We start from the raw sequence: 24918 nt of genomic DNA, 5'->3' as shown, positions 1-24918 counted from the left end.
GTTGAGACTGCCGCGGGTGCGAGTAATGTTGTCAATACTATTTATTATTTGAAAACGCACCCTCGCAGTGACGCAAGAATCCGTCACCGATAGACCTAATATTTAAAAAAATACGGAGAAATCGGGATGACGATGTGGGTTTTTCAATACATAGATTTACAGGTATTTAATAAAAAAGAGATCGGTGGGCTTAGAGTAGGGTTGTGCTTTGCAAGCCGTGGAAATCTCTAATAAACCAACTGGTTATAAAGGACGATCTTAAATCGAACGCTCACCCCTGAAAAGCAGTTACCGGTGATAATTTTTTAAAATAATCAAAAAACAAAGGATAGATTTCTGGTTTGTCCGACACCTATCTGTGAAATCACGCCTGAATGGATATTTACAACGATACAGTCAAGAGCCTCGTACTAAACCCGGAGTTTAGGAAATGGGTATTATACCCGGATCCAGAACTTAACAAGACCTGGAAGCAATATTTGTCCGCTAACCCGGCATCTGTAACGGATGTTGAGCTGGCCAGGGAACTTATTCTGGAGTTGTTTTCAAACCAATACCCGCTTCAGAATAAGGAATATAAGGAGATATGGGACAAAATAGAGACCGAAACCACTAAGGAAGACCAACAAAAGCAATTTGGAAAGGTAGTTCCTATCCGGCAAGGGATGGTACAAGCGCAAATTACAAGCACAAAGGCTGCTTTTCAATTGGGATATTTCTGGCGCATTGCCTCTATATTGCTGGTAGCACTTGGTTTAGGTTTTTTAGCGAGCCGCTATATGTTGCCTGAACCCACTGCAGAAATACCCCAACCCGTTAAAAATGTTGTTTTCAATAATCCACCTGGGGTAAAATCTAGTATTTCTCTGGCCGATGGTACCCGGGTGATGCTCAACGCGGGAAGCAGTTTGTCCTATGAGGAGAACAGATTCAAAGCCGTTCGGGATGTTTTTTTGGAAGGTGAAGCCTATTTTGAAGTTGCCCATGACCCGGATCGGCCCTTTACGGTACATGCAGGAGGGGTCAATACCACAGCATTGGGGACTTCCTTTAATATCATGGCCTACAAGGGGGAAAAGCAAATGATATCCCTGGTAACTGGAAAGGTATCCATTGCATTTCCAGATTTAAAAAATGAAGAAATTTTATTGGCCCCAAAAGAAGCCATAAGTATCAGTACGGACAAAAGGCTGATTTCCAGGACTGAATTTGATGAAGATGCCATTCTGGCCTGGACGAGAAAAACCATCCTGTTTGATGATACGAAGTTGGCGGAAGCCATAAGGGCCCTTGAAAACTGGTACGGTGTCAGGATTCACTTTCAAAACCAACCTAAACCCGGAATGCATCTTTCGGGCAAATTCCATAATGAGACACTGGAAAACGTACTGGAAGGCCTGAGCTATACCGCAGGGATTGATTTCCTGATCGGCAAAGACCAGGTCAGTATAAAATTCAACAAATAACCCAAAAGTAATCTGCCTATGAAAAACTAATTCAGAAAAACAAAAAAAAACCGAAGGTGCTGTAACACCCTCGGAAGCAGTACAACATCGGGGCATTTGACGCCAATCAGTACCCGATGCCAGTTTATTCAACCATTTACACAATAGCCAAAATAAACCATGTAAAGATATGAAAAATCTTATACTTAGGCATGTTATACGCATGAGCAAATTATTTACCTATGCATTTCTTTTCCAGTGTATGACCATGGGCTTTTTATTGGCCTCTAATGGCAATGCCCAGATCAAAAGCATTGAAGAGGTAGTGGTCAGTTTGCCCCTGGAAGGGGTAACTGTCAAAGAGGCATTCAGGAAAATCGAAGCTGCATCCGATTACACGTTTGTATACCTTACAAGAGAAGTCAGGAATTTACCTCCTGTTTCCGTTGAAGACAAGGACCAAAGCCTGTATGAGGTACTGGTGGCCATAGCCAGGCAGTCTGGATTGGATTTCAAGCAAATCAACCATAATATTCACGTACAAAAGTCCAGCAAAGAGCCGCAGACGCCGCTGGTGTCAGTTTCAGAGGCCGACATAGAAATAAGGGGCACCGTAACCGACGAAAATGGCGATCCTATTCCCGGTGCCACTGTGTTGATCGAAGGTACGTCTTCGGGCACAGCTACTGACATCGATGGCAATTTCAGTCTGGAAGCAGAAGAAGGGGCCGTATTGGTGATTTCATTTATCGGTTACCAGTCTCAGCGCATTACCGTTGGGAACCAAACGGATTTGTCCATTACGCTTACGGAGGATCAATCGTCCCTGGAGGAAGTGGTGGTAGTGGGGTATGGGACGCAGAAAAGCAGGGATCTGACCACAGCCGTATCTAAACTTTCCGGAGAAAAATTGGAGGATCGAACGGGTACCATTACCCGAGTGGATCAAGCCCTGATAGGCGCTTTAGCAGGGGTGAGGGTTCAGGAAGTGTCGGGTCAACCGGGTAGGCCTTTGAGTATCAAGGTGCGGGGGACAGGCTCTATCACAGCCGGTTCTGAACCACTATATGTAATAGATGGGGTTCCGATTTCAGGAGATCTGGACAACATTGCGGTGGGCAATATAGAAAGTATTGAGGTTTTGAAAGATGCCGCCGCTTCTGCGATTTATGGATCAAGGGGGGCCAACGGAGTGGTGATAATAACTACAAAAAAAGGAAAAGGGGGAGCACCCAGTGTATCGGTTAAAACCCGATACGGATTTCAGCAGGTGGCAGAAACTTACGATGTCTTAAACCGGGATGAATGGATCGATTTCGCGGTGGAGGAACGGACCAATACGTATTTGCTAAATGGGGGGGATCCCATCGTACCCTTAGACGAAAGGCCAGGAGGTGCCAGGATTAATCCTGAATGGATATCTAACCCTGAAAATTTCCCAGATACGGATTGGCAGGCACTGATTTCACGGACTGCCCCTATCCATAATTCACAATTATCCATCTCCGGAGGAACTGAAAATACAACCTATAATATTTATGCTGATGTTTTCCAACAGGAAGGTGTCATCAAGCATACAGATTATAACCGTTATTCATTTAAAGCCAATGTGGAAACCAAAATCCACGATCGGGTAAAGGTGGGTCTTAATATTAGTCCTAGTTTTTCTATTCAAAATGAGGCAGATGCAGAAGACGTAGGAGGACCCGTTTCACGAGCAAAATTTTTGGCTCCCATTGTAGAACCAAATTTGGGGACAGTGGAAACCGGAGGTGAGCCTTATACCCGAACAGATATTCTTGTCAATCCACTGGCATGGCTGGAGGAGACAGACGATGAAACCAAAAGATTCAGGACAATTGGTAGTTTTTATGCAGAATTGGAGGTGACCAATAATTTAAGTTTGAGAAACGCTACGTCTGCGGATTATTCCAATGGCAACAATAATTTCTACAAAACCAATAATGTAAACAGGGATAACGGAAGTTTTGCTCAAGCCTCTACGTTTCTAAATACCAATTTATTGAACGAAACCTTGTTGAATTATACCGTCAACACCGACAATCATTTTTTTACGGCTATTGCTGGTTTTTCCGCACAGAAATTTTACAATGAAAGTACTTTTAGCGAAGTGAGGGGATTTCCGGATGATTTGGTCAAAACGCTGAATGCCGGAACCGAATTAATAGCAGCGCGTTCCGCAGCAAGTGAACACAGCCTGTTGTCCTATTTTTCCCGCGCAACCTACAGTTTAAACGACCGGTATCTGTTTACTGCAAGTATCAGAAGAGATGGTTCCTCCAGATTTGGTGGCAACAATAAGTGGGGTTGGTTTCCTTCTGCCTCGGTAGGATGGCGGATTTCCGAGGAGGAATTTATGAATCCAATCGAATTCGTAAATAATCTGAAATTAAGAGCCAGTTATGGCGCTACCGGAAATTATAATATTCCCAATTATGGATATATAGGATCGCTTTCGCAAACCAATTATGTACTCGGAGATGGGTCTGGTGTATTAGTTGGCGGTTTGAGTCCTTCCTCTTTTAGTAATCCGGAATTGAGCTGGGAAAAAAACAATACCTTGAACATTGGCATGGACATCGGATTGTTGGAAAACCAGTTTACTCTTGGTGTAGACGCCTACCGAAGTGTTACCAGCGATCTGCTTCTAAACGTGCCTATTCCAGTTATATCCGGGTTTAGCAGCTCCTTGCAAAACATAGGCAAAGTAGAAAATAAAGGATTGGAATTTGAACTGGGAGCGAGAATCGTTAGCACCAGAGATTTTTCCTGGAGAATAGATGGAAATCTGGCATTCAATAGAAATACCGTTTTGGAGTTAGGTCCTGAGGGTGCGCCTATCCCCGGATTTGCGAGAGGAACCTCGGTTACCATCACTCAAATAGGATCGCCCATTGGCAGTTATTACCTTATACCTGTTGCGGGGATTTTTATGAGTGAAGAAGAGCTGAACTCCAGTCCCATCTCGAAGACCCAAAGTGTCGGTGACCTAAAATATATCGATACCAACGAGGATGGTGTTATCACCGATGAGGATAAAACCATTGTCGGGAAAAATCAGCCTGATTATACCTGGGGTTTAACCCAAACCATACAGTTTAAAAGTTTTGATTTAAGTGCCATGGTGTATGGTGAATCAGGCTTTGAGTTAATTAATGAAAGTCAGGGCGGAGCGGGAAGGTCGCATGTAGGAAACGTTTTGGGATATTGGAGAAACAGGTATGTTTCACCGGAAAATCCGGGAGACGGAAAAACACCCAGGGCCGCAGTAACACCAAACCTGACCACACCCTCTACCTTTTGGATGTTTGATGGCAGTTTTTGGAGGATCAGAAATGTTACGCTTGGCTACAACGCACCCAACAGTCTTCTGGACAATTTAGGTGGTGCTATAGCCGGATTGAGAGTTTACCTAAGTGCTGAAAATGTATTCACCAAAGACAACTACTTTGGCACCCCGCAGACAGGAGTGAGGAACAACAGCTTACTGGTACCTGGTATTGATGCTACCAATACGTATCCATTGGCCAAATCACTTGTTTTGGGTTTAAATGTTACATTTTAAAGAATGAAAAAAATGAAATTTATAAATAAATATGCGTCCATTTCCCTGATCTTTCTTTTTTCCTGTTCTGAGGATTTTCTAAATCTGGCACCCATTTCCGAAAGGAGCGTAGAAGGGTTTTATAACAGCGAAGATGAGTTGAATCAGGCATTGATGGGGATTTACGATGGGCTCCAAACCACTCAGACCAGTGTCTATGCGATGTTGATGAAAGAGCAACGGTCGGATAATTCCTTTCAGCAATCACTCTTGTATAATTTTCACTCCATATTTCACTTTAACGAATCTCCGGAGAACACGCAATTGTTTCCTGCCTGGTCGGACCTGTATGAATCTATTTACCGGTGCAATATTTTTTTACAGCGAATTGAGGGGGTTGATTTTGAAAATAGTCAGGCGAAAGAGCGGATGAAGGCAGAGGCCAAAGTAATCAGGGCATTGCTTTATTTTGATCTGGTAAGGTATTTTGGCGGCGTTCCCGTTGTGACACAGCCTTTATCGATTACCGAATCACTCCAATATGACCGAAATTCCATTGAGGAAGTGTATGCCGCTATCATCTCAGACTTAGAGGAAGCAGCGGCTAACTTGCCGGAGACCTATCCCTCAGTGGATGTTGGCAGAATTACCTCAATGGCCGCCAAGGCGCTATTGGGAAAAGTTTATTTAACCAGAAGCGGATATCCGTTGGAAACGGGGGAATGGGAGGAAGCAAGGGCTTTATTTGAAGAGGTGATCAATTCAGGGCATTTCGAATTTTTTACGGATTATGGCTCCATTTTCGATATTGCAAATGATAATGGCAGGCAATATGTCTTTTGGGTTCAGTTTAATTCGGACGCGCAAGGTGAGGGAAACCCAATTCCCCGCATACAGGCTCCGAACAATATTGATCGAAATAATCCAGAATTAGGGATTTCTTCGGGAGGATCACCCCTCAGTCCAATTGTTTCTCAGGATTTAATCGATAGATTTGAGGAGGGAGATGTGCGATTGGCTCACACTGTCCAAATGGAATGGCTTCAAAATGATGGAACCATGCAGAATACACCGTTTTCCAGGAAATTTGTTTCCGGAAACTCCGGTCCGCTAAACAACTGGGACATAAACTGGCCCATTATTCGATACACTGATGTTTTGATGATGTATGCCGAAACATTAAATGAGCAATCCTATGTTCCGGATGGTCAGGCCTTTGAAATTTTAAACAACGTACGGGAAAGGGCTGGTTTAGGTCCCAAAACACCGAATGAGGTCCCCGATCAGCAAAGTTTCAGAAATTGGGTGTTAAATGAAAGACGGTTTGAATTTGCCTTTGAACACCAAAGGTGGCACGATCTGGTGAGAACGGATCAAGGTTTAGCCGTCATGAAATCCTTCTTAAGCGATTATGGATTGGATGGAAATGTGACGAGGGAAAAGTACCTTTATCCTATCCCATCCAGGGTGATTCAAACCAATCCCATCATTACTCAGAATCCTGGGTTTCAATAAAAAATGAAAACCTGCCAAAAGTTAGTTTTAAGCTGATTTGGGAATATTCTTGTTAAGAAAGAATAATGAAGGAGGGTTTTCGGTAGCCAAGAGGGGCATACGATTGAATCTTCCTAATTCATGAGGCATATTTTCTCCCTTGAAATCGATTAGATTTTTTCTCTATGGAGAAAGTATGCCTTTCACTTGCCAATTGCTCCCGAGATTTAGAAGGGACCGGCAAACCCAAACGTTATTACTAGTTTTTCCTGCATAAATTGATAAACACCAAAATATGAAAAGCTTTCTTTATGGATTGATTGTATTGGCTTTACCTTTAGTTTCCTGTGAAGTCAATACCCACTCCGGGGCGGAAGTTTCTTCTGAAGTAAGACAAGAGGCAATAACTCAACTCCAATCAGTATTATACAGTGATCTGAATTGGGAAAAGGTGCATGCCGCTGAATATTTATTGGAACTGGATTACAGGTCAGGTGTGGATAGCGTTTTTAAAAGGGAAGAAAAGGAATTTGGAAATGAACTGTATTACCGGATTGGGATTTGGAGGGTATTAGCTCAATCAGACGGAAACGAAGAACTTAGAAAAATTTGGATTGATAAAATCCGTGAGGTTTATAAGGATAGTAGTTCATTGGATAGGGTTCACGCTGCAGAAGCCCTTGCAAAACTGGGAATCGCTCCAAGAACAGAAATAGAGACCCAAGATCAGATTTTGTCCATTTTCAGCACCTGGGCAAATGCCTACGCTTCAGATTCCGGAAAGAAGTCCAGCCTTGATGAATTGATGAAACTAATAAAGGATAAGGACCAGCCTGAACGTGTTAGAAAGCTGGCGGCCTATGCTTTGCGGAGTATCCGGGACATCGCCCATGCGGACTGGTATCAATTGACGGAAATGGCGATTAATCAAACAGACATTTCTGATTTTGCGGTTTATTTGGCCTCCATGTGCTGGATTACTGCGCCTGCTGATTCTCTATCCGGTTCCAGGATGAAGCAAATTAAGGAGGAGTTGACACAGGTAACAAATAGAGAGGACTGGATTCATCAAAGGGAATATGCCTATACCCTGGCTGAGGAAGGCAATGTCGCGGATAGGAAGGTATTGGCGGAGATGCTTAACACAAAGACTGATGATGGTTATGTTAACAACAATGAACGTACGGATCTTAAAGTTACAGCAGCCTATGCCCTATTGAGAATTGACCGTCGGGTAGAAACGCACCTTTCCTGGGTTGATTGGCTCGTTATTTCCTTATATGGCGGATTAATGTTAGGTATTGGCTATTTTTATTCCAAAAGAAATAAGACGAAAGAAGACTACCTGCTGGGCGGTAGGAATATGAATGCCGTTTCAATTGGTGTATCTCTTTTTGCTACGTTACTCAGTACAGTCAGCTACCTTTCCTATCCCGGAGAAATGATTAAATATGGTCCGGTGATTTTTGCGGGAATGCTAGGTTTTCCCCTCGTATATTTTGTGGCGGGATGGTGGTTAATTCCCCGGATTATGGCCATGAAGGTGACCAGTGCCTACGAAATATTGGAATTAAAGCTGGGATTAAGCATCAGGATGTTGGCCATCTTTATGTTTCTGTCATTAAGATTTCTTTGGATGGCCACGATTATCTATGTGACGGTCGATGTGGCCTTCCTGTCGGTGGTTCCACTGGATCCGTACTATGTTCCTTTTATAAGTACTTTTTTATTGATCATTACGATTATATACACTTCCATGGGCGGGCTAAAGGCAGTGGTCTTAACAGATGTGGTTCAATCTATTGTATTCCTGGGAGGTGCTTTATTGAGTATTGTGATTGTCAGCCTGCATTTTGGGTCGGTCAGTTCGTGGTTTCCATCAGAATGGCCGGCTTATTGGAAACCGATTCAATTTGGATTTGATACCCAGGAAAGGACGACCATTGGAAACGCTGTCATCATGTTATTTGCCTGGTATATTTGTACCACAGGATCCGATCAGTTAGCTGTTCAAAGGTACTTGTCCACCAAGGATATTCAGGCAGCCAGAAAATCATTGAAGGTTTCCTTGTATACCAATTTGCTGGCCAAATGTTTATTGGGTCTTCTGGGATTAGCCATGTTTGCGTTCTTTTCTAAGAATCAACATTTTCTGGCAGACGGGCAATCCTTCAGTGAACAATCCGACACGCTATTTCCAAGATTCATATTGTTAGGACTACCTATCGGAATATCGGGATTGGTGATTGCAGGCCTTTTGGCTGCGGCCATGTCAAGTCTTTCTTCAGGGTTAAATTCCGTTTCAACGGTGATTTCAGAAGATATTTTTAACCGCTTTTTTAAAAGAAAAGTAGCGCTTTCGTTCAGCGGATCCTTGCAACAGGTGAAAATGCTATCTTATCTCACCGGGTTAATTGTAATTGGATTGAGCTTTTTTGTGGGAAGTGTTCAGGGGAATTTATTTGATATCGTGATAAAGGTGACACACCTGTTTGTTGCACCCTTATTTGTTTTGTTTTTTATGGCATTGTTTATACCCTTTGCCTCGGAAAGTGGGACATTTATAGGAGGAATTGTGGCCATCATCGTAGCGGTGGGAATTTCCTTTTACGGAATAGGGGGCATCACTGTGTTGTGGGTGTTGCCATTTTCCTTTCTTTCTGGGGCGGTAGTGGCATGCACGCTCAGTTTTATCGAAAAAAATAGCAAAAAATATGAAAAGTAGTAATTGCATATCAAAATGGAAATCAGGTCATCCGGTATTAGGAGTCACACTTCACCTTACAGACCCTGCTTTATTTGAATTGACCAGTATTTTGGGATTTGATGTCATTTGGGTAGACATGGAACATCATTCCCATTCTACTGAGACAGTGAGTGGGCTGATGAGGGCTGCCCGGGTGGGCAAATCTGATCTTTTGGTCAGACCAGGGAATGGAGAGTTTGTTCAAATGGCCCGATTGCTGGAGGCAGGGGCAAACGGCATCATGTATCCGCGATGCAGTAGTGTGGAGGAAGCAAAAATGGCGGTCCACCATGTCAAATTTCCGCCTAAAGGGGGAAGAGGATTGGATGCTTCGGGACCAGATGCCCGTTATGGAACCCTTCCTTTAGTTGATTACCTGAAGTCAGCCAATGAGGGAACGTTTTTAGTAGTGCAAATTGAAGATGAAATGGGCTTGAATGCTGCACAAGAGATTGCAGAGGTGGATGGTGTGGATCTGCTCTTTTTCGGGCCCGGAGATTTTAGCCTGCAGGGTGGATTTCCGGGAGATTTTAAAGATTCCAGGTATTGGGAGGCACTGGATAGGCTGGCTGTGTCCGCTAAAAATGCAGGAAAACGTTGGGGAACCCCGGCCTTCTCCTCCGAGCATGCCAAAAAATTGTTAGATATGGGTGCCATGCTGATTACCTATTCCAGTGATATGACCTTAATCCGGAAACGGTTGACTGAAATAATGAACGAGTTTCAAGCACTGGGTTTCAGATTTTCCTGATGAGCGAAGGATTTATTTTGAAATAATAGCGTAATGGTAAATCGTAGACAATTCTTAAAATCATCTGCCATTAAGAGCGTTTCTCTAATGGTGTTGCCCGCATATGGAACGATAGGTGTTTTGTCTTCCCAAATGGGGAAGAAATTGAAATATCGACTCCGCCAGGATGTACCAACGAAATTATACGATGGAAACAAATGTTGGGTACATCCTCGCGCGGGAATCCTTCCCGGGATAGGAACTCAGCCCAATTTAAGGGTTTTATTTACTATGAATACCCATGATTTGTCAGGAAGTGATGTCTTTAAGGGTATGTATGGGTTCGATACGGTTGATTTAGGAGAATCATATTCCGATCCTGTGGCAATACCTCAACTGAACCCAAGATATGAAGTCATTGATGGAAAAAAGCACCCGGTAGCAGCCAGTGACTTTTGGCCAGGTTTTCATTCCCATTCTAAAAAATTACTGGGAATAGGGCATACAGTGGTTTATACATCGGACTGGAAGGTGATGGTTCCTCGGCCGAGGCATACATCCTATGCGGTTTACGATGAAAAGCACGGTAAGTGGAACCATTGGAAGAAGCTTCAAATGCCTGTGGGTGATAAATTTTACTTTGCAGGAGCGGGATCAGTGCAACGGTACGACGAGCCGGATGGCAGCATCCTGCTTCCCATTTACTTTAACCCCCATCCAAAGGATGAAAAACGGTCTGATCAGGTTGCTGTGCTGAGGTGCAGTTTTGATGGAGAAAACCTCATTTACAAAACGCATGGTAAGGAAATAAAAATTGATGACGGTTCACGGGGTTTACAGGAACCATCGTTAACCAGGTTTCAGAATAACTATTTTCTAACCCTGAGAAACGATCATAAAGGATATGTTACCAGAAGTCAGGACGGGTTGAATTTTGAGCAGATTGTACCCTGGAAATTTGATGATGGAACGGAGCTGGGCAATTATAATACCCAGCAGCATTGGGTTACCCATAGCGAAGGTTTATTTCTTGTTTATACAAGGAAAGGAGCTGGAAATGACCATGTTTTCCGGCACCGTGCTCCCCTTTTTATGGCACAGGTGGACCCTGAGAGGTTATGTATCATTCGTAAAACCGAACGAATTATCGTCGAAGAAAGGGGAGCGAGGTTAGGGAATTTTGGCGTAACGGATGTAAGTCCACAAGAAACCTGGGTAACGGTGGCGGAGTGGATGCAGTTTTCAGGAAAATATTCCACTCCCGAAGCCAATGGGGCGGTACAACAGTATGGAAGTGACGGAAGCGTATTCGTGGCCAAAATCCGTTGGAATCAACCCAATTTATATTTCAAAGGATAGTGATATTCCTACAAGGACGCGGTTCTTGTTATTTATCATTTACCAATATAAGATTCTTTTTAACTAGATATTTTGAACAAAAAATCAGAAAAAATAGTAGCATGAAGCAACTAAAATGTGATGTATTGGTGACAGGGGGTGGACCTGGTGGCTTGCCGGCTGCTTTGGCATCGGCAAGAAACGGCGCAAAAGTAATTCTGTGTCAAGACCGTTCCGTATTGGGAGGAAATGCGTCGAGTGAAGTAAGAATGCATATGGTAGGAGCTGATTGTAGCGGTAAACGGGGTGAATATTTATCCGTAGAGGCACGGGAATCAGGTATCATTGAAGAATTACGACTTGAGGCATGTGTGCGAAACCCACAGCGGTCCCCTTCCATTTTTGACCTCATATGGTATGACAAATGTAGACAGGAGCCCAACCTTACTTTAATGCTTAATACCCGGGTTGAAAGAGTGGAGGTCAGATATGAGATCATTACGAAAGCTTTTGCCAGAAGACCTTCCACCGAAGATGAATTTGAAATTGAAGCAAAAATTTTTATCGATTGTACTGGAGATGGTACCATAGGCGCAGGCTCTGGTGCCCCCTATTATGAAGGGAGAGAGTCCAAATCCACTTTCGGAGAAGATCTGGGGCAGGATAAAGCGGACAATTTAAGGTTAGGATCCTCGTTGATGTTTCAAGCAAAAAAGCATGACCGCCCCATGCCCTTTTCGCCACCCGCATGGGCAAGAAAAGTCACGGAAGAAGACCTGGCACTTCGGCCTCACGCAACCCCGGCGATGGATATGGATTTGGGGTTGGAATACGGGTATTGGTGGTTAGAATGGGGCGGTACCCTTGATACCATTAAAGATAATGAAATCATTAGGGATGAACTTTTGGCTATTTTGCTGGGGGTTTGGGACCACGTTAAAAATGGAGGAGACCATGGTGCTGAAAATTGGGCGTTGGAATGGTGTGGTTTTTTACCCGGAAAGAGAGAAAGCAGGAGATTTGTTGGACAATACACCCTTTCCCAAAAAGACATTCAAGGTGCAACCCTTTTTGAAGATGCGATCGCTTTTGGGGGATGGCACATGGATCTTCATCCACCCAGTGGCGTTGACGCTATAAAGGAGCTTCCCTGTATCCATCATGAGGTGCCCCAATTGTATCAAATCCCGTTAAGAGCTTGTATCAGTAAAAAAATACGCAACCTGATGTTCGCCGGCCGGAACATTTCCGCAAGCCATGTGGCATTTGCGTCGACTCGCGTAATGGCCACCTGTGCCGTGGTAGGGCAGGGAGTTGGAACAGCAGCGGCATTGGCCTTGAGAGACAATACCCCACCGTTGAAAATTTTCAGCAATAAAAAGTTAATCTCGCAAATCCAACAGCAGCTTATAAAGGAGGATGCCTTTATTCCCGGAGTAGTAAATGAGGACCCTACCGATCTGGCTAAAGTGTCCAAAATTCAATGTAGTAGCGAACAGGAAATTGGTCCGGCAATAAATGTGATCAGTGGGCAAAACAGAAGTGTTCATGGGAAGAGAGGCGTTAGATCTCAAATAGCGTTTCCCGGAACTCATCGTTGGATGAGTGACTCATCGTGTAGTTTACCAGCCTGGATTCAAATGAGCTGGGAGAAGCCTAAAAATATACGAAGTATCCAGCTCACCTTCGATACGGGATCCCACCGGGTATTGACCTTTAGTCTTGCAGACGAATATACCCGCAAAATGCACTGGGGGATGCCGCAACCTGAAACCGTAAAAAAATACCGTTTGGAAACTTTCTTAAATGGCCGGTGTCAGGAAGTCCTGGAGGAGGATGACAATTACCATAGACACCGAATTCATAATTTGAAGGGCAAGCCTGCGGACCAACTGGTAGTTACCATTTTGGCTACCAATGGCATTGATCATGCGCGTGTCATAGAAATAAGGGTTTATGAATAGTAATGCAAAAACTTAACTATTTGAAAAACGAAGAATTCCATGCCTTCAAATCGAAAAAGCCTTAAAACATACTTTCTTATAATTTGGATTGGCGGAGTGTTCAATCTCCTATTTTATTCCAATTCTTTTTCATTGACTCATCAGAAAGACACCTTGTTTGAGATAGGCGATCGAATAGTGTATATCTCGCTACCTGAAAGGGTTCAAAAATCGGATTCAGTTGCTTATCCCGTTTTAATGGCCTTGCATGGAAGTGGAAGGAATGCCTTGAATTATCTTCCAGGACAGGAAGAAAGTGTGTCTTTTTATGTTCACCAAAGAAATCTCGCATTAAAAAACGGGTACCTGTTTGTAGTCCTTTCCAACGGAAACGATACCTGGGGAACTGACCTGGGACTGAAAAATTTGCTGAAAGTATATGAATACATCCGATCAAATTATAAAGTTAAGGAAAAATGGGTTCTATGGGGTACTTCGGCAGGTGGGGTCCAAATGTTTAGGATGATCAGGAATCATCCGGAAAAAATTGAACGGATTATCGGCACCTTTCCAGTCTACGACCTTGAAGAAGCGTACTCCCGAAGAAAGTCGGCCAATTTCATTTGGCAATCAAGAGAGGAATTTAAAAGTATCAATCCTGCAACGTTTCCTGAAAAATTGATAAACATTCCCATGTTGATTTTTCACGGCCGCAAGGATCAGGCAGTTCCTTATGAAAAGCACTCCTTACGATTAAAGAAAGAGGTCAATGCACTTGGCGGATCAGTAAAGTTAAGGACAGTATCAGGAGGACACAGTACTTCAAATTGGAAGGTGTATAAAAATCATCAAATCAATAAATTCCTATCAAAATGAAAGCGAATTATTTGTTATTAAACAATGACCTTAATGCTTAGGTTTTTTATAAGATTAACGACATTATCTGTTGCATTTTTGGTATGGGCTCCTAAAGATGGGTTGCCAATCGTTGAGTCAAATGGTAGCAGCGAAGGTGACAGGAAGGGTTGCCTAAATCCATCAGAAAGCTTCCCGATAATTCTGACCTGGGATTACAACATTTTTGTCATGGGACCTTCTGAAATCAGGCAATTTGTGCGTTTGGCTAAGGAAAAAAACATTGATCAGATTAATTTAAGAATCAATAATAAAGGTGTAATCAATGCCAGAATCGACCATGGAACCGTCTATCAGGAAAGGCTGGATGCATTTGGAGAAGATTTTGACCCCTTAAGGGTGCTTGTGGACGAAGGTCATCAGTTGGGAATAAAGGTTGGTGTACATTTCGATTTGTTTGAATCCAGCTATGATCAATTTTTTATCACCCATCCCGAATTTACTCCCCAGGCCCGTAAGGATACCGTAATTTACAATGCCTTCCCGAGTTATGCCCATAAGGAGGTGAGGGATTATATGTTGGGCAGGGTGAGAGATTTGGCCGCATATGGTGTTGATCAGGTGTTTTTTTGTACAAAGTCCAGTCACACACCCCAGAATATGACGCATGTTCCAAGAAATACGTATGCGGCTTATAATTTACCGGTGGTTGAAAAATATAAAGAGTTATACGGCATTGACATTTTAACCAGCATCCCCGACAGGAAGAAAGTGGCCAAAATACATGGTGATTTTATCATTGAATTTCTTAAAGAAGCAAAAAATATGTTGCGGGATGATAATATTACGACCCTTGCCGGCGCCACACTTAGTGGATATTTGCAACCATCTGGGGAAAATATTTTTCTGGACTGGAAAACAATGATCTCAAATCAGGCGGCTGATGGATTGGTGATGGCCAATTCCAGGGGAGAGACGTTTGCCTGGTATGAAAAAGGAGGTATAGATCAATTCTTAAAAATCAGAATGGCCACAAAGGAAAATGATATGGATTTCTATGCCTATATCCTTTCAACGGTATATTGGAAGGTTAAGGATGAATACTCCTGGAGTCACCTGCTGGAATACATTCCAAGGCAACTCCATTTTTTCCATCAGATGGGTGCGGACGGTGTTTTAATTCATGAAGTCTATCAAAAGGAAATTTGGGAGGCCCTTGGAAATTGGAAAGAAACGGACCAAGATGATCTCCAAAAAACTGAGGTGCCAAATCTGGAAAGGGATTACATAGCGTCAATGTTCGATAATCCATTACCTCATGGAAGTTTTGAAAAGGAAAACAGCCGTTTGTTTTGGGAAATAGTACCTGCATGGTCTTCCATGAACGATTGGCTCCCTGGGAGAAATATAGCTTCTGGATTAACTTTAGATGATTTTGTCAAATACTGGACGTCAGATAATCAGGGTAATGAACACCTTTTCGCTATTTATGATTGGAAGGTAATGGCTAGTTCTGAATTTTCCGGTAGGTCCTATTCGGGTAGGTCGGCAATGTTGGTATATGCAGAAAACGGTGCTGGGAAAGGCCCTCACCGCGCCGTTTCCTGGAAGGCGGAATCTGAAATCCCCGAGGTACCCGAAGGTCCTTCCCGGTTTTCTGTTCAGATTCATGGAGAAGATTTAAAAGGTATCGAATGGGCAAGTATGCGAATCGTTTTTAAAGACGCCAACGATCATGTCATCAAAAGAATTGAGGAGAAGGAGAAAGTTGAAGGAAGTTTCTCCTGGAGAGAGTTGGCTTCGAGGCAACAGATTCCAGCTAACTCAAAAGAAATGGAGGTAGTGTTGGAGATGGTGGTCGCATCAAATACGGCAACCCATGGACGACTCTGGTTTGATGCATTTCGAATTAGTGACGCAAGCGGCGCACCGGCAACTGAAAATTTTAAAATCATCACAAGTGCTGAGGCACCGGACGGAACCCGGTATGGCAGTTTTCAAATTAAAAAAAAAGGGTACGAAATTACTTCACAGGAATTTTTATTAGATAAGGGAAGTCAGGGCCAAATAGAATTGTTTCTGCGAACGTCCAGGAATGAATCAATGGAACTATTAATAAATTTGGGAGAGGGAAATACGAAACGTGTAAAGATCAACGATAAATGGACGTCCTATCTCATTCCATTGACCCATTTAAACGATCAAATCAAGACAAACCTCACCATCCGACCTCTTGGATCTGGTACCTTGCATGTAGATCATATTCATTTAAAATAGTCGAATTAGGAAAAATTTATATAAAAAACATTTTCAATAAAATCGATACCTGGGTGTGGCGAGCATCCTAAGAAATTTAACTAACAATTTATGATGAACTTGAAAACGATCTTTTGTAGCTTCAGCTTATATATAGTAGCTGTTTTGATGGCTAATGGACAGCATCCCATCGTACCAAAATACAAGACCACTCAGATTTTGGTTTCCTCAGACGAGTTGGACACGGAAAGCTATTTGGCCTTTCCTTCTATTCTAAGGCTGAACCCCAATGAAATCCTGATTTCTTTTAAAAGGGGATCAAAGCATGGGCAGGATAAGGAAGCCCGATTGGAAATGCTCCATTTTGATACAAAAAACAATGAGATTATAGAACAAAAAAGCTTGGCTGCTGATCCGGGACTGGTTCATCAAATGGGAGAGTGGGTTAGATTTCCGGATGGTTCCATCGGCCTCTATATTGATACCCAGCATACCGGGCATGACAACGACAATTACCGCGCCGGTCTTAGGGAAGTTAGGGTACAGAATACGAGTCAGGGGTTCGACGTTTCGCCTACCCAATTGGCGCCGAAGGTTAATGGACGGGAATATGGTTACGCTTTTGATTTTATCAATGAGGGTCAGATTACCTACATGCTGGTCATGGGATTTGGATACCGCCCGGGGGAAAAATGGTCCGTTGATGTGGTTCAATCCAAGGATAATGGCCGGTCCTGGACATTGGTCCGTGACCTAACCGAAGAGTTTGGGGGCCATAGAATAAATGAAAGTGCATTTATACCCTGGGAAGATGGGTTTGTGGTGACCACTCGCGAATATGGCCCCAACCAAAGGATCTATTTGACAGATGCCGATTTTAAATTCATCAAAGAACATAATTTAAGCTCGGAGTATGATTTTATGGAATCACATATTGGCCGGCCACGCCTTTTTTCCAAAGATGGACATATTTATCTACTGGGAAGGAACTGGCGAACTGAAGAAGGTCAGGAAAGAAAGATGGAGTTAGGGCTTTTTAAGATTGATCCGGGAACCTTAAAAGTGAAACAATGGGTGGTTCTCGACAATAGTGACCGGGCCGATATAACGGATGGCTATTATGCGGTCCCCTATTTCCAGGAAAAAGAAGGAGTGACTTTTTTTAATGTAATCAATTATAAAGGAGCCAATAGGGAAAACCCGAATATTGAAAGGTATGAATTCCTGTGGGATGAAATCAGGTGAGTTTATTAAAATCTCAGGGATTAGGAAGGAATTGGTCATTATTATAATGATTCTAGTGGGGCCTTTCGTCCGCAAAGTGTAGGTTTTAGTCTAAATCAATATCAGTCTATTTGGGAGTGATAAATGTGTTTTAGTGAAATCTTAAAATGTTTTATCCGCTGGCTTTTGAACTTTCGAGTTAAAGAAACGAGTCGCGTTTCGGATAAAAATCCAAAATTTCGAATCCCACAATTTAAACACGAAAGTGCATGAATTATAAAAAGACGGTTGATTTTACTTTAATAATTTATTTTTTAATTGTTGCGGGTTCTTCTGGGCACCAGACAAAGCCCCCCAACATCATCCTGATCATGGCCGACGACCTGGGCTGGGGAGATGTGGGGTTTAATGGAAACAAGCGCATCAAGACTCCGGAACTCGACGCCATGGCCCGAAATGGACTGGTGATGAGCCGGTTTTATGCCGCTTCCGCGGTTTGTTCTCCCACCAGGGGTAGCTTTCTCACTGGCAGACATCCGGAACGGTATGGCATCACCCATGCCAATACAGGACACATGAAACCGCAGGAGCAAACCATCGCTGAAATCCTGAAATCGAAAGGATATACTACCGGACACTTTGGGAAATGGCACCTCGGAACGCTAACCGTGAAGGAAAAAGATGCAAACAGGGGTGGCCCCGGGGGAGCTGCCCACTATGCACCGCCCTGGGAAAATGGCTTTGATGTCTGTTTTTCGACCGAGTCTAAAGTGCCCACCTGGGACCCCATGGTTACGCCTGCATCAGACGCCCAGGATATAGGAAACCGGACTCCGGGAGAGCATTTTGGTACCTACTACTGGTCGGGAGAAAACCAAAAAGTAACTGACAATCTTGAAGGAGACGATTCCCGTGTCATCATGGATCGGGTCATTCCTTTTATAGATACAGCATCGGCCTCCGGGAAGCCATTCCTTTCTGTGATCTGGTTCCATACGCCACATTTGCCCGTGCTGGCAGGGCCTGCTTACCGCAGCAGGTATCCCGATTATTCTGAGGACCAGCAGCATTACTACGGCAGCATTTCCGCTATGGATGATCAAATCGGAAGGCTACGCAGATTTATCCGGGCGAAAGGACTCGCCGAGAACACCCTAATTTGGTTTTGCAGCGACAACGGACCGGAGGGCCCTGCGGCTGTCAACCGCACCCAGGGCTCCTCCGGGCCCTTCCGAGGAAGGAAAAGAAGCCTTTACGAGGGGGGCATCCGTGTGCCGGGATTGGTCGAATGGCCGGCGCAGATCAAACCGGGTCAGCACACCGGATTACCCGTTTCCACCAGTGATATCTTTCCCACACTTCTGTCCGTTCTGGGCTTGGACACAAATCAGGACATTTTGCCTGTCGATGGCATTGATATTCTTCCGCTGGTTCGTGAAGAAGTGGAAGACAGACCCTCATCGATTGCATTTCGGTTTCAGAACCAGCAAGCTATAATGGATAACCGATATAAATTGTATTCCTCGGATAATGGAGATAATTTCGCTTTATTTGACTTGTACGAGGATCCGGGGGAAGCAACTGATATCGCCTCGTCAAATCCTCAGATAGTTAGCGCTATGGCCCGGGAACTCAAAAATTGGCTCATTTCATGTGAGGAGAGCAATCGGGGAATGGATTACTAATCGTACACCAATACCAATTGACAAAAACCAAATGATGAAAACCAAACTCCTCTTATTCTGGATTAGCATCTCACTGATCGGGCTGGCGAAGGCGCAACAAGCCGATGGTGAGAAACCCAATTTTATCTTTATCTTTTCCGACGACCAGCGCTACGACCTGATAGGAGCCCTCGGGCATCCGGAGGTACTTACCCCTAATCTGGATCGGTTGGTGCATGAAGGCGCTGTGTTTACGCACGCTTATAATATGGGTGCCTGGAATGGTGCAGTTTGTGTGGCCAGCCGGGCCATGATGATCAGCGGCCTTTCGGTCTGGGATGCCCGGGACCAGGAAAGTGAATTCCAGCAAATGGCTGATGAGGGCAGGTTTTGGCCTCAATTGCTGGAAAAAGCCGGCTATGAAACCTATATGACAGGAAAGTGGCATGTGAAAGCCGATGCAGGAAGTATTTTTCAAAACGTAGTGCATGTACGGCCGGGAATGCCCAACCAAACCCCCGAAGGCTACGACCGTCCCAAAAGTGAGGCGGATACCACCTGGCAACCCTGGGACAAAAGCTTTGAGGGATTTTGGAAAGGAGGCAAGCACTGGTCAGAAGTGCTGGCCGATGATGCACGCGGATTTCTGCAACAGGCCGGAAAAAGTGCCGCACCTTTCCTGATGTACCTGGCCTTCAATGCCCCACATGACCCCAGACAAGCTCCCAAAGAATTTGTTGATATGTACCCGGTAGAGAGCATTGCCCTGCCTGCCAGTCATATGGACATGTATCCCTACAAAGACAGTATCGGGCTGAGCGAAAATCTGCGCGATGAGGCGCTGGCCCCCTTCCCCCGAAATGCCTATTCAGTCAGAAAAAACATCCAGGAATACTACGCCATCATCAGTCATATGGATGCCCAGATCGGTAAAATCCTGGATGCTTTGGAAGCAACAGGCAAGAGAGACAACACCTATATTTTGTTTACTGCAGATCACGGGCTGGCGGTCGGCCATCATGGCCTGATGGGAAAACAGAACATGTTTGACCACAGCATACGTGCTCCGCTGCTACTCGTTGGTCCGCGTATTCCAGAGGGCAAGAGGTACCAGCAACAGGTTTACCTACAGGATGTTAGTGCCACAATCATGGACCTCGCAGGAGTTGAAAAACCGGAAACCACCGTTTTTAACAGCCTTATGCCCTATGTTGAAACAGGTGCTCCAAGTGCTTACCCCGCCATTTACAGTTGTTACCTCGATCTCCAGCGTATGGTACGCACGGAACGGTATAAATTGATTTTTTATCCAAAATTGAATAAAATTTTGTTATTTGACCTGGAAAAGGATACCGGAGAACTCAGAGACCGATCAGCGGATCCTGATTATCAAGGTATCAAGCAGCATTTACTGCTTTTGCTCGCCGATCAGCAGCGGTCGGTAAATGATCCTCTGGGACCCATTGAACGCTAATTCATGCCTGACCGGAAAGCTGAGGGTATACTGGCTTGATGCAAATGGGTTCAAAATTCCGGATCCGTCTGCGCCAAGGTCGCCTAAAGGATTAATAAATTTTGAATTTATCTGAAGGTCCGGCGGATGCCAGGGCAAGTAATGAACTGCAAACCATCAAAAATGTATCAATAAAAAAAATTACTGGAGACTTTTCTTACTGCGCCATTTCAGGGTCGGTCTCTGGTAGCAATCTCGAAATTCATGAAGCAATTTTTTCTTAGTCTCTTATACCTGTTTGCCAGTGTTTTGGTATTTGCACAGGGCCAGCGTACTACAGGTGAATATGAAGCTATGACAGCGAATAGTGACTGGCTGCTATACCGATCCGATCAACCCGCCAGGGTGGACGCTGACGATGATGGAAATTTAGTACTAAGTAACGGTCTTGTACAGCGAACTTTCGCCACTGATCCCAACGGAGCCACCATTGGCCTTGATCACCTCCAGACTGGAGAATCCTTCCTGCGCTCTGTGCGACCGGAAGCGGCTATCCAACTAGACGGAATTCCTTTTGATATCGGGGGACTTACCGGACAACCCATTCACAACTATCTTCTTCCGGACTGGATCAGATCCATGAAATCAATTCCAGGATCATTCAAATTGGTGGAGCACCGCGTAGAAAACACCAAAGCACGATTTCAATGGAAGAAGCGCCTCGAATGGATGCCTAAAGACCTGCCCTGGCCGGCACCCGGAAAGGAGTTGATTTTTACTTACCAATTGGACGAGGAGGCCCTGCGCTTACTTTCTGAGCGATCTGTAACTGACGAAGGCCGAGAAATTATTTTTGAGGACGACTTTACGATCCTGCAGGAAAACTGGAACCGGGTTGAGTCGGGAGCGCATGCACGAAATTCATTCAACAATGAGGGTAAAGCCGGCGAGATCATGGCATTGGCCAATACCGCTGTATATGCTGAACAGTTCGTGCCTGCTGAGGCAAAAGTATTCCTGGCCAAAATCAACCCTGGCACCGACCGGAGTAGTAGCTGGGGTCCGGGCCTGGGACTTGTATTTCCGGACCGGGTGATCAAGCTCAACCTGCGTCCCGGTAAAAATGAAATAGGCTTTTACGATGGGAATCGGGAACACACTATCCCCGGCCTGGAAGAAGGAAGGCCGGTGTGGATGCGTATGGAACTCCGGGATAGCCGAATACTGGCCTCCTGGTCCTACGACAAAGCGGACTGGCAGCCGGTTGGAGAGACTCCGCTGCAAAATGCCCCACAAGGAGTACGAATTGGCAAGATGGATGTGACGGGCAACAAGAATGACTACCGTGAAAAGGGAGAATTAGGGCGAAGCAAAATCGAGCAATTTTATATGCTGGGCGAAATTTCTTCCGCTGCAAAAGCGGCTGGCCTGGCATCCTACCTATACCTGTCGGACCTATCCGTGGATGTACATTACGAATTGTACGATGGCCTTCCGGTATTCAGCAAATGGATTACCATTAAAAATCACTCTGATCGACCGGTAACCATCAATTCTTTCACCAGCGAGATTCTGGCGGTCACCGAACCGGAAAGCACGGTCGACAGCCGGGAGCAGTGGATGCTGCCCAATATTACAATCGAGACAGATTATAATTTTGGGGGCATGACTTCCGAAAACCTGCTGCGTTCCAGCATTGATTGGAAAGCGGACCCGCTGTATACCACCCAGGTGAATTACGAGCGCAGCATGCCTGTGTTGCTGGAAATTTCACCGAAGTATGGGCCCGAGCAGGAGTTACAACCAGGTACTTCCTTTTCGACTTACCGGGTATGGGAACTACTGCACGATAGCTGGGACCGTGAGCGGAAAGGTTTGGAGCATCGGCGCATGATGCGTGCCCTTGCACCCTGGGTGACCGAAAATCCCATCCTGATGCACGTTCGCTCGGCCGATTCTGAGTCTGTAAAGAAGGCCATTGATCAGAGTGCGGAAGTAGGATTCGAAATGGTGATCATGACCTTTGGAAGCGGATTCAACGCCGAAGATGGCAGTCAGGAAAACCTGAGCCGGATGAAGGAACTTGCAGATTACGCACATTCAAAGGAAGTCGCATTGGGTGGTTATTCTTTGCTTGCCAGCCGCAAGGTAGGAGGGGGTAATGATGTGCAGATGCCTGAGGAGATGACTCCCCGGTTTGGCAACTCACCCTGCCTGGAGAGTGAGTGGGGGCATCGGTATTTTGAAAGTCTGTACAACCTGTATACCGCCACAGGCCTGGATATCCTCGAGCACGACGGTTCCTATCCCGGAGATATATGTGCTGCTACCGATCATCCCGGGCACAAGGGACTGGCAGATTCGCAGTGGAACCAATACAAAAAGATTTCAGAATTTTACCAATGGGCCCGCGCGAAGGGGATATACCTGAACGTGCCGGATTACTATTTTCTTGCAGGAAGCAACAAAACCGGTATGGGCTACCGGGAAACCAACTGGTCCCTGCCCCGCGCCCAACAGGAAATCATCGAACGCCAAAATATATACGACGGCACCTGGACAAAGACCCCCTCTATGGGCTGGATGTTTGTGCCTTTGGTACAATACCACGGGGGAGGGGAGGCCGCAACAATTGAACCACTGAGGGAGCACCTGCCCCATTACGAACAGCGGCTCGCTAATCTCTTCGGTGCCGGTGTACAGGCCTGCTACAGAGGGCCGCAATTGTACGATGCACCCGATACCAGGAGGCTGGTCGAAAAATGGGTTGGTTTTTACAAACAACACCGTGAGGTATTAGATGCAGATATCATCCACCTTAGGCGACCGGATGGCAGAGATTGGGATGGTTTATTGCACGTAAACCCATTGGGAGAAGAAAAAGGTTTGCTCATGCTGTACAATCCACTTAACGAAGCAATCACCCGTACCCTGCGAATTCCTGTTTACTATACCGGGCTACACGAACGGGTGGAGGTGGAGGACCAGTTGGGAGAAAAACAGACCCTGAGCGTAGCCCGTGATTACAAGCTGACAATGGAAGTCACCATCCCCGAGCGCGGATACCGTTATTTTGTGTTGAGATGAACCTTAATTTTTTCTTGTGAAGAAGTATTGATCAAAATTTTTTCTTTGAACTTCTGAGCATTTTCCATTTAACCTGCCGGCTGCTTAAGCGAATGAGATCGCCCTCTTGCGCATTGAATGCTGATAGTCAAAGGTTCAATAAAGAGGATGTATCTTTGCTTAGCAATAATGAACAGATTTCAAGCTGGTAAGTGAGCCTCTGCATGCACATGTATGGATGGTGTGTAGTTCGCTTTTCTTCGCCATCAATCCCGCTAACTACTATGCTTCCGAGCTAGGATATTAGTGCTGGCAGAATTTAGTAGCGTTTATACTTTATTCATTTATTTTTTATAAATTGGATTATTGTAACCGAATGCCTTACAATACAAAGGATGAATTAACTTCTTTTTGAGGTAGATCACCTGAAGAATTTGCCGTCAATTAACTTAAACCCGGATTTTGAGATCGCTGATTAACAAAAGTGAGCAAGAGTTGGTCCGTTCCCTCAGGCAAGGGGATATGAGAGCTTTTGATGAATTGTATTACCGCTACCTTCCCAGGCTGCTGGGCTTTGCCTGTAACTACCTGAGCAATGAATTGGAAGCTGAGGAAGTGGTGCAGGTTATTTTTATTAAAATATGGGAAAGTCGCAAAATGCTGGATGAGAACCGAAATTTCAAGGCCTATTTGTTTCAATCCGTAAAAAACCAGCTGCTTAATAAACTGAGGAACCAGAAAAATATTTGCACAATCGAAGAAACACCTGAAAAGCATTTCGTAAGTTCAGAAGATATCATTGAGAGCCTTACTTACCAGGAATTGGAAAACACTGCCACTGCACTTATCAGCAACCTTCCTAAAACCCAGCAGAAAGTATTTATTCTAAGCAAAATTGACGGGCTAAGTAACGACGAAATAGCAGCTCAGCTAAGCCTATCTAAAAGGACCGTAGAACACCATATTTATCTGGCTACAAAATTTTTGAAAGGTGAGCTGGTGCAAAGGACTTCTCTTTTGGGATCCTTGATTTTGGTTTTGATTCTGGGTTAATTCAGATTACATACCTAATAAACAAATATAGTTCGCGATGAACCGGAAAGTAATTTTACTCTCTCTACTTGTACTTTTTTTAGGAA

The 24918-nt window shown here is 44.6% G+C and carries 14 protein-coding genes; all 14 read left to right on the top strand.

The window, feature by feature from the left end; all coding sequences use genetic code 11:
* Nucleotides 1–374: 374 nt before the first annotated feature.
* The 14 genes from BUB19_RS22240 to BUB19_RS22175 all read left to right on the top strand — a co-directional run bounded on the left by BUB19_RS22240 (nucleotide 375) and on the right by BUB19_RS22175 (nucleotide 24832).
* Nucleotides 375–1466 carry a FecR family protein gene (locus tag BUB19_RS22240; protein WP_073097882.1) on the top strand — a complete coding sequence of 364 codons (1092 nt, stop codon included), beginning with the start codon at nucleotides 375–377 and terminating at the stop codon, nucleotides 1464–1466.
* A 169-nt stretch (nucleotides 1467–1635) separates the two neighbouring features.
* Nucleotides 1636–5031, top strand: a complete 3396-nt coding sequence (locus BUB19_RS22235; protein ID WP_084097564.1) for a SusC/RagA family TonB-linked outer membrane protein — start codon at nucleotides 1636–1638, stop codon at nucleotides 5029–5031.
* Between the two features lie 12 nt (nucleotides 5032–5043).
* Nucleotides 5044–6525 carry a RagB/SusD family nutrient uptake outer membrane protein gene (locus BUB19_RS22230; protein WP_178371557.1) on the top strand — a complete coding sequence of 494 codons (1482 nt, stop codon included), beginning with the start codon at nucleotides 5044–5046 and terminating at the stop codon, nucleotides 6523–6525.
* Between the two features lie 274 nt (nucleotides 6526–6799).
* Entirely contained in the window at nucleotides 6800–9229 is a 2430-nt protein-coding gene (locus BUB19_RS22225; RefSeq protein ID WP_073097876.1) for a sodium:solute symporter family transporter, read from the top strand.
* Nucleotides 9219–10001 carry an HpcH/HpaI aldolase family protein gene (locus BUB19_RS22220; RefSeq protein ID WP_073097874.1) on the top strand — a complete coding sequence of 261 codons (783 nt, stop codon included), beginning with the start codon at nucleotides 9219–9221 and terminating at the stop codon, nucleotides 9999–10001. Before BUB19_RS22225 ends, BUB19_RS22220 begins: the two co-directional genes overlap by 11 nt.
* A 33-nt stretch (nucleotides 10002–10034) precedes the next feature.
* Nucleotides 10035–11339: a sialidase gene (locus tag BUB19_RS22215; protein ID WP_073097872.1), complete on the top strand. Its 1305-nt coding sequence runs from the start codon at nucleotides 10035–10037 to the stop codon at nucleotides 11337–11339.
* 101 nt (nucleotides 11340–11440) lie between these two features.
* Entirely contained in the window at nucleotides 11441–13282 is a 1842-nt protein-coding gene (locus BUB19_RS22210) for an FAD-dependent oxidoreductase (protein ID WP_073097870.1), read from the top strand.
* Nucleotides 13283–13414: 132 nt separating this feature from the next.
* Nucleotides 13415–14137: an alpha/beta hydrolase family protein gene (locus BUB19_RS22205; RefSeq protein ID WP_178371556.1), complete on the top strand. Its 723-nt coding sequence runs from the start codon at nucleotides 13415–13417 to the stop codon at nucleotides 14135–14137.
* 210 nt (nucleotides 14138–14347) lie between these two features.
* Complete coding sequence (locus BUB19_RS22200) at nucleotides 14348–16393, top strand: hypothetical protein (RefSeq protein WP_143156134.1); 2046 nt, start codon at nucleotides 14348–14350, stop codon at nucleotides 16391–16393.
* Between the two features lie 90 nt (nucleotides 16394–16483).
* Nucleotides 16484–17617 carry an exo-alpha-sialidase gene (locus BUB19_RS22195; protein ID WP_143156133.1) on the top strand — a complete coding sequence of 378 codons (1134 nt, stop codon included), beginning with the start codon at nucleotides 16484–16486 and terminating at the stop codon, nucleotides 17615–17617.
* A gap of 248 nt (nucleotides 17618–17865) precedes the next feature.
* On the top strand, nucleotides 17866–19281 hold the full coding sequence (locus BUB19_RS22190; protein WP_073097863.1) for a sulfatase family protein: 1416 nt from the start codon (nucleotides 17866–17868) through the stop codon (nucleotides 19279–19281).
* A 31-nt stretch (nucleotides 19282–19312) separates the two neighbouring features.
* Nucleotides 19313–20734: a sulfatase family protein gene (locus BUB19_RS22185; protein WP_218588587.1), complete on the top strand. Its 1422-nt coding sequence runs from the start codon at nucleotides 19313–19315 to the stop codon at nucleotides 20732–20734.
* A gap of 243 nt (nucleotides 20735–20977) precedes the next feature.
* On the top strand, nucleotides 20978–23800 hold the full coding sequence (locus BUB19_RS22180; RefSeq protein ID WP_073097861.1) for a hypothetical protein: 2823 nt from the start codon (nucleotides 20978–20980) through the stop codon (nucleotides 23798–23800).
* Between the two features lie 441 nt (nucleotides 23801–24241).
* Complete coding sequence (locus tag BUB19_RS22175; protein WP_245802928.1) at nucleotides 24242–24832, top strand: RNA polymerase sigma-70 factor; 591 nt, start codon at nucleotides 24242–24244, stop codon at nucleotides 24830–24832.
* Nucleotides 24833–24918: the final 86 nt, after the last annotated feature.

Origin of the sequence: Cyclobacterium lianum, from assembly GCF_900143075.1 — a bacterium.
Lineage (GTDB): Bacteria > Bacteroidota > Bacteroidia > Cytophagales > Cyclobacteriaceae > Cyclobacterium > Cyclobacterium lianum.
Note: the sequence above shows the minus strand (reverse complement) of the source record. Positions and strands in the feature narration are given on the sequence as shown.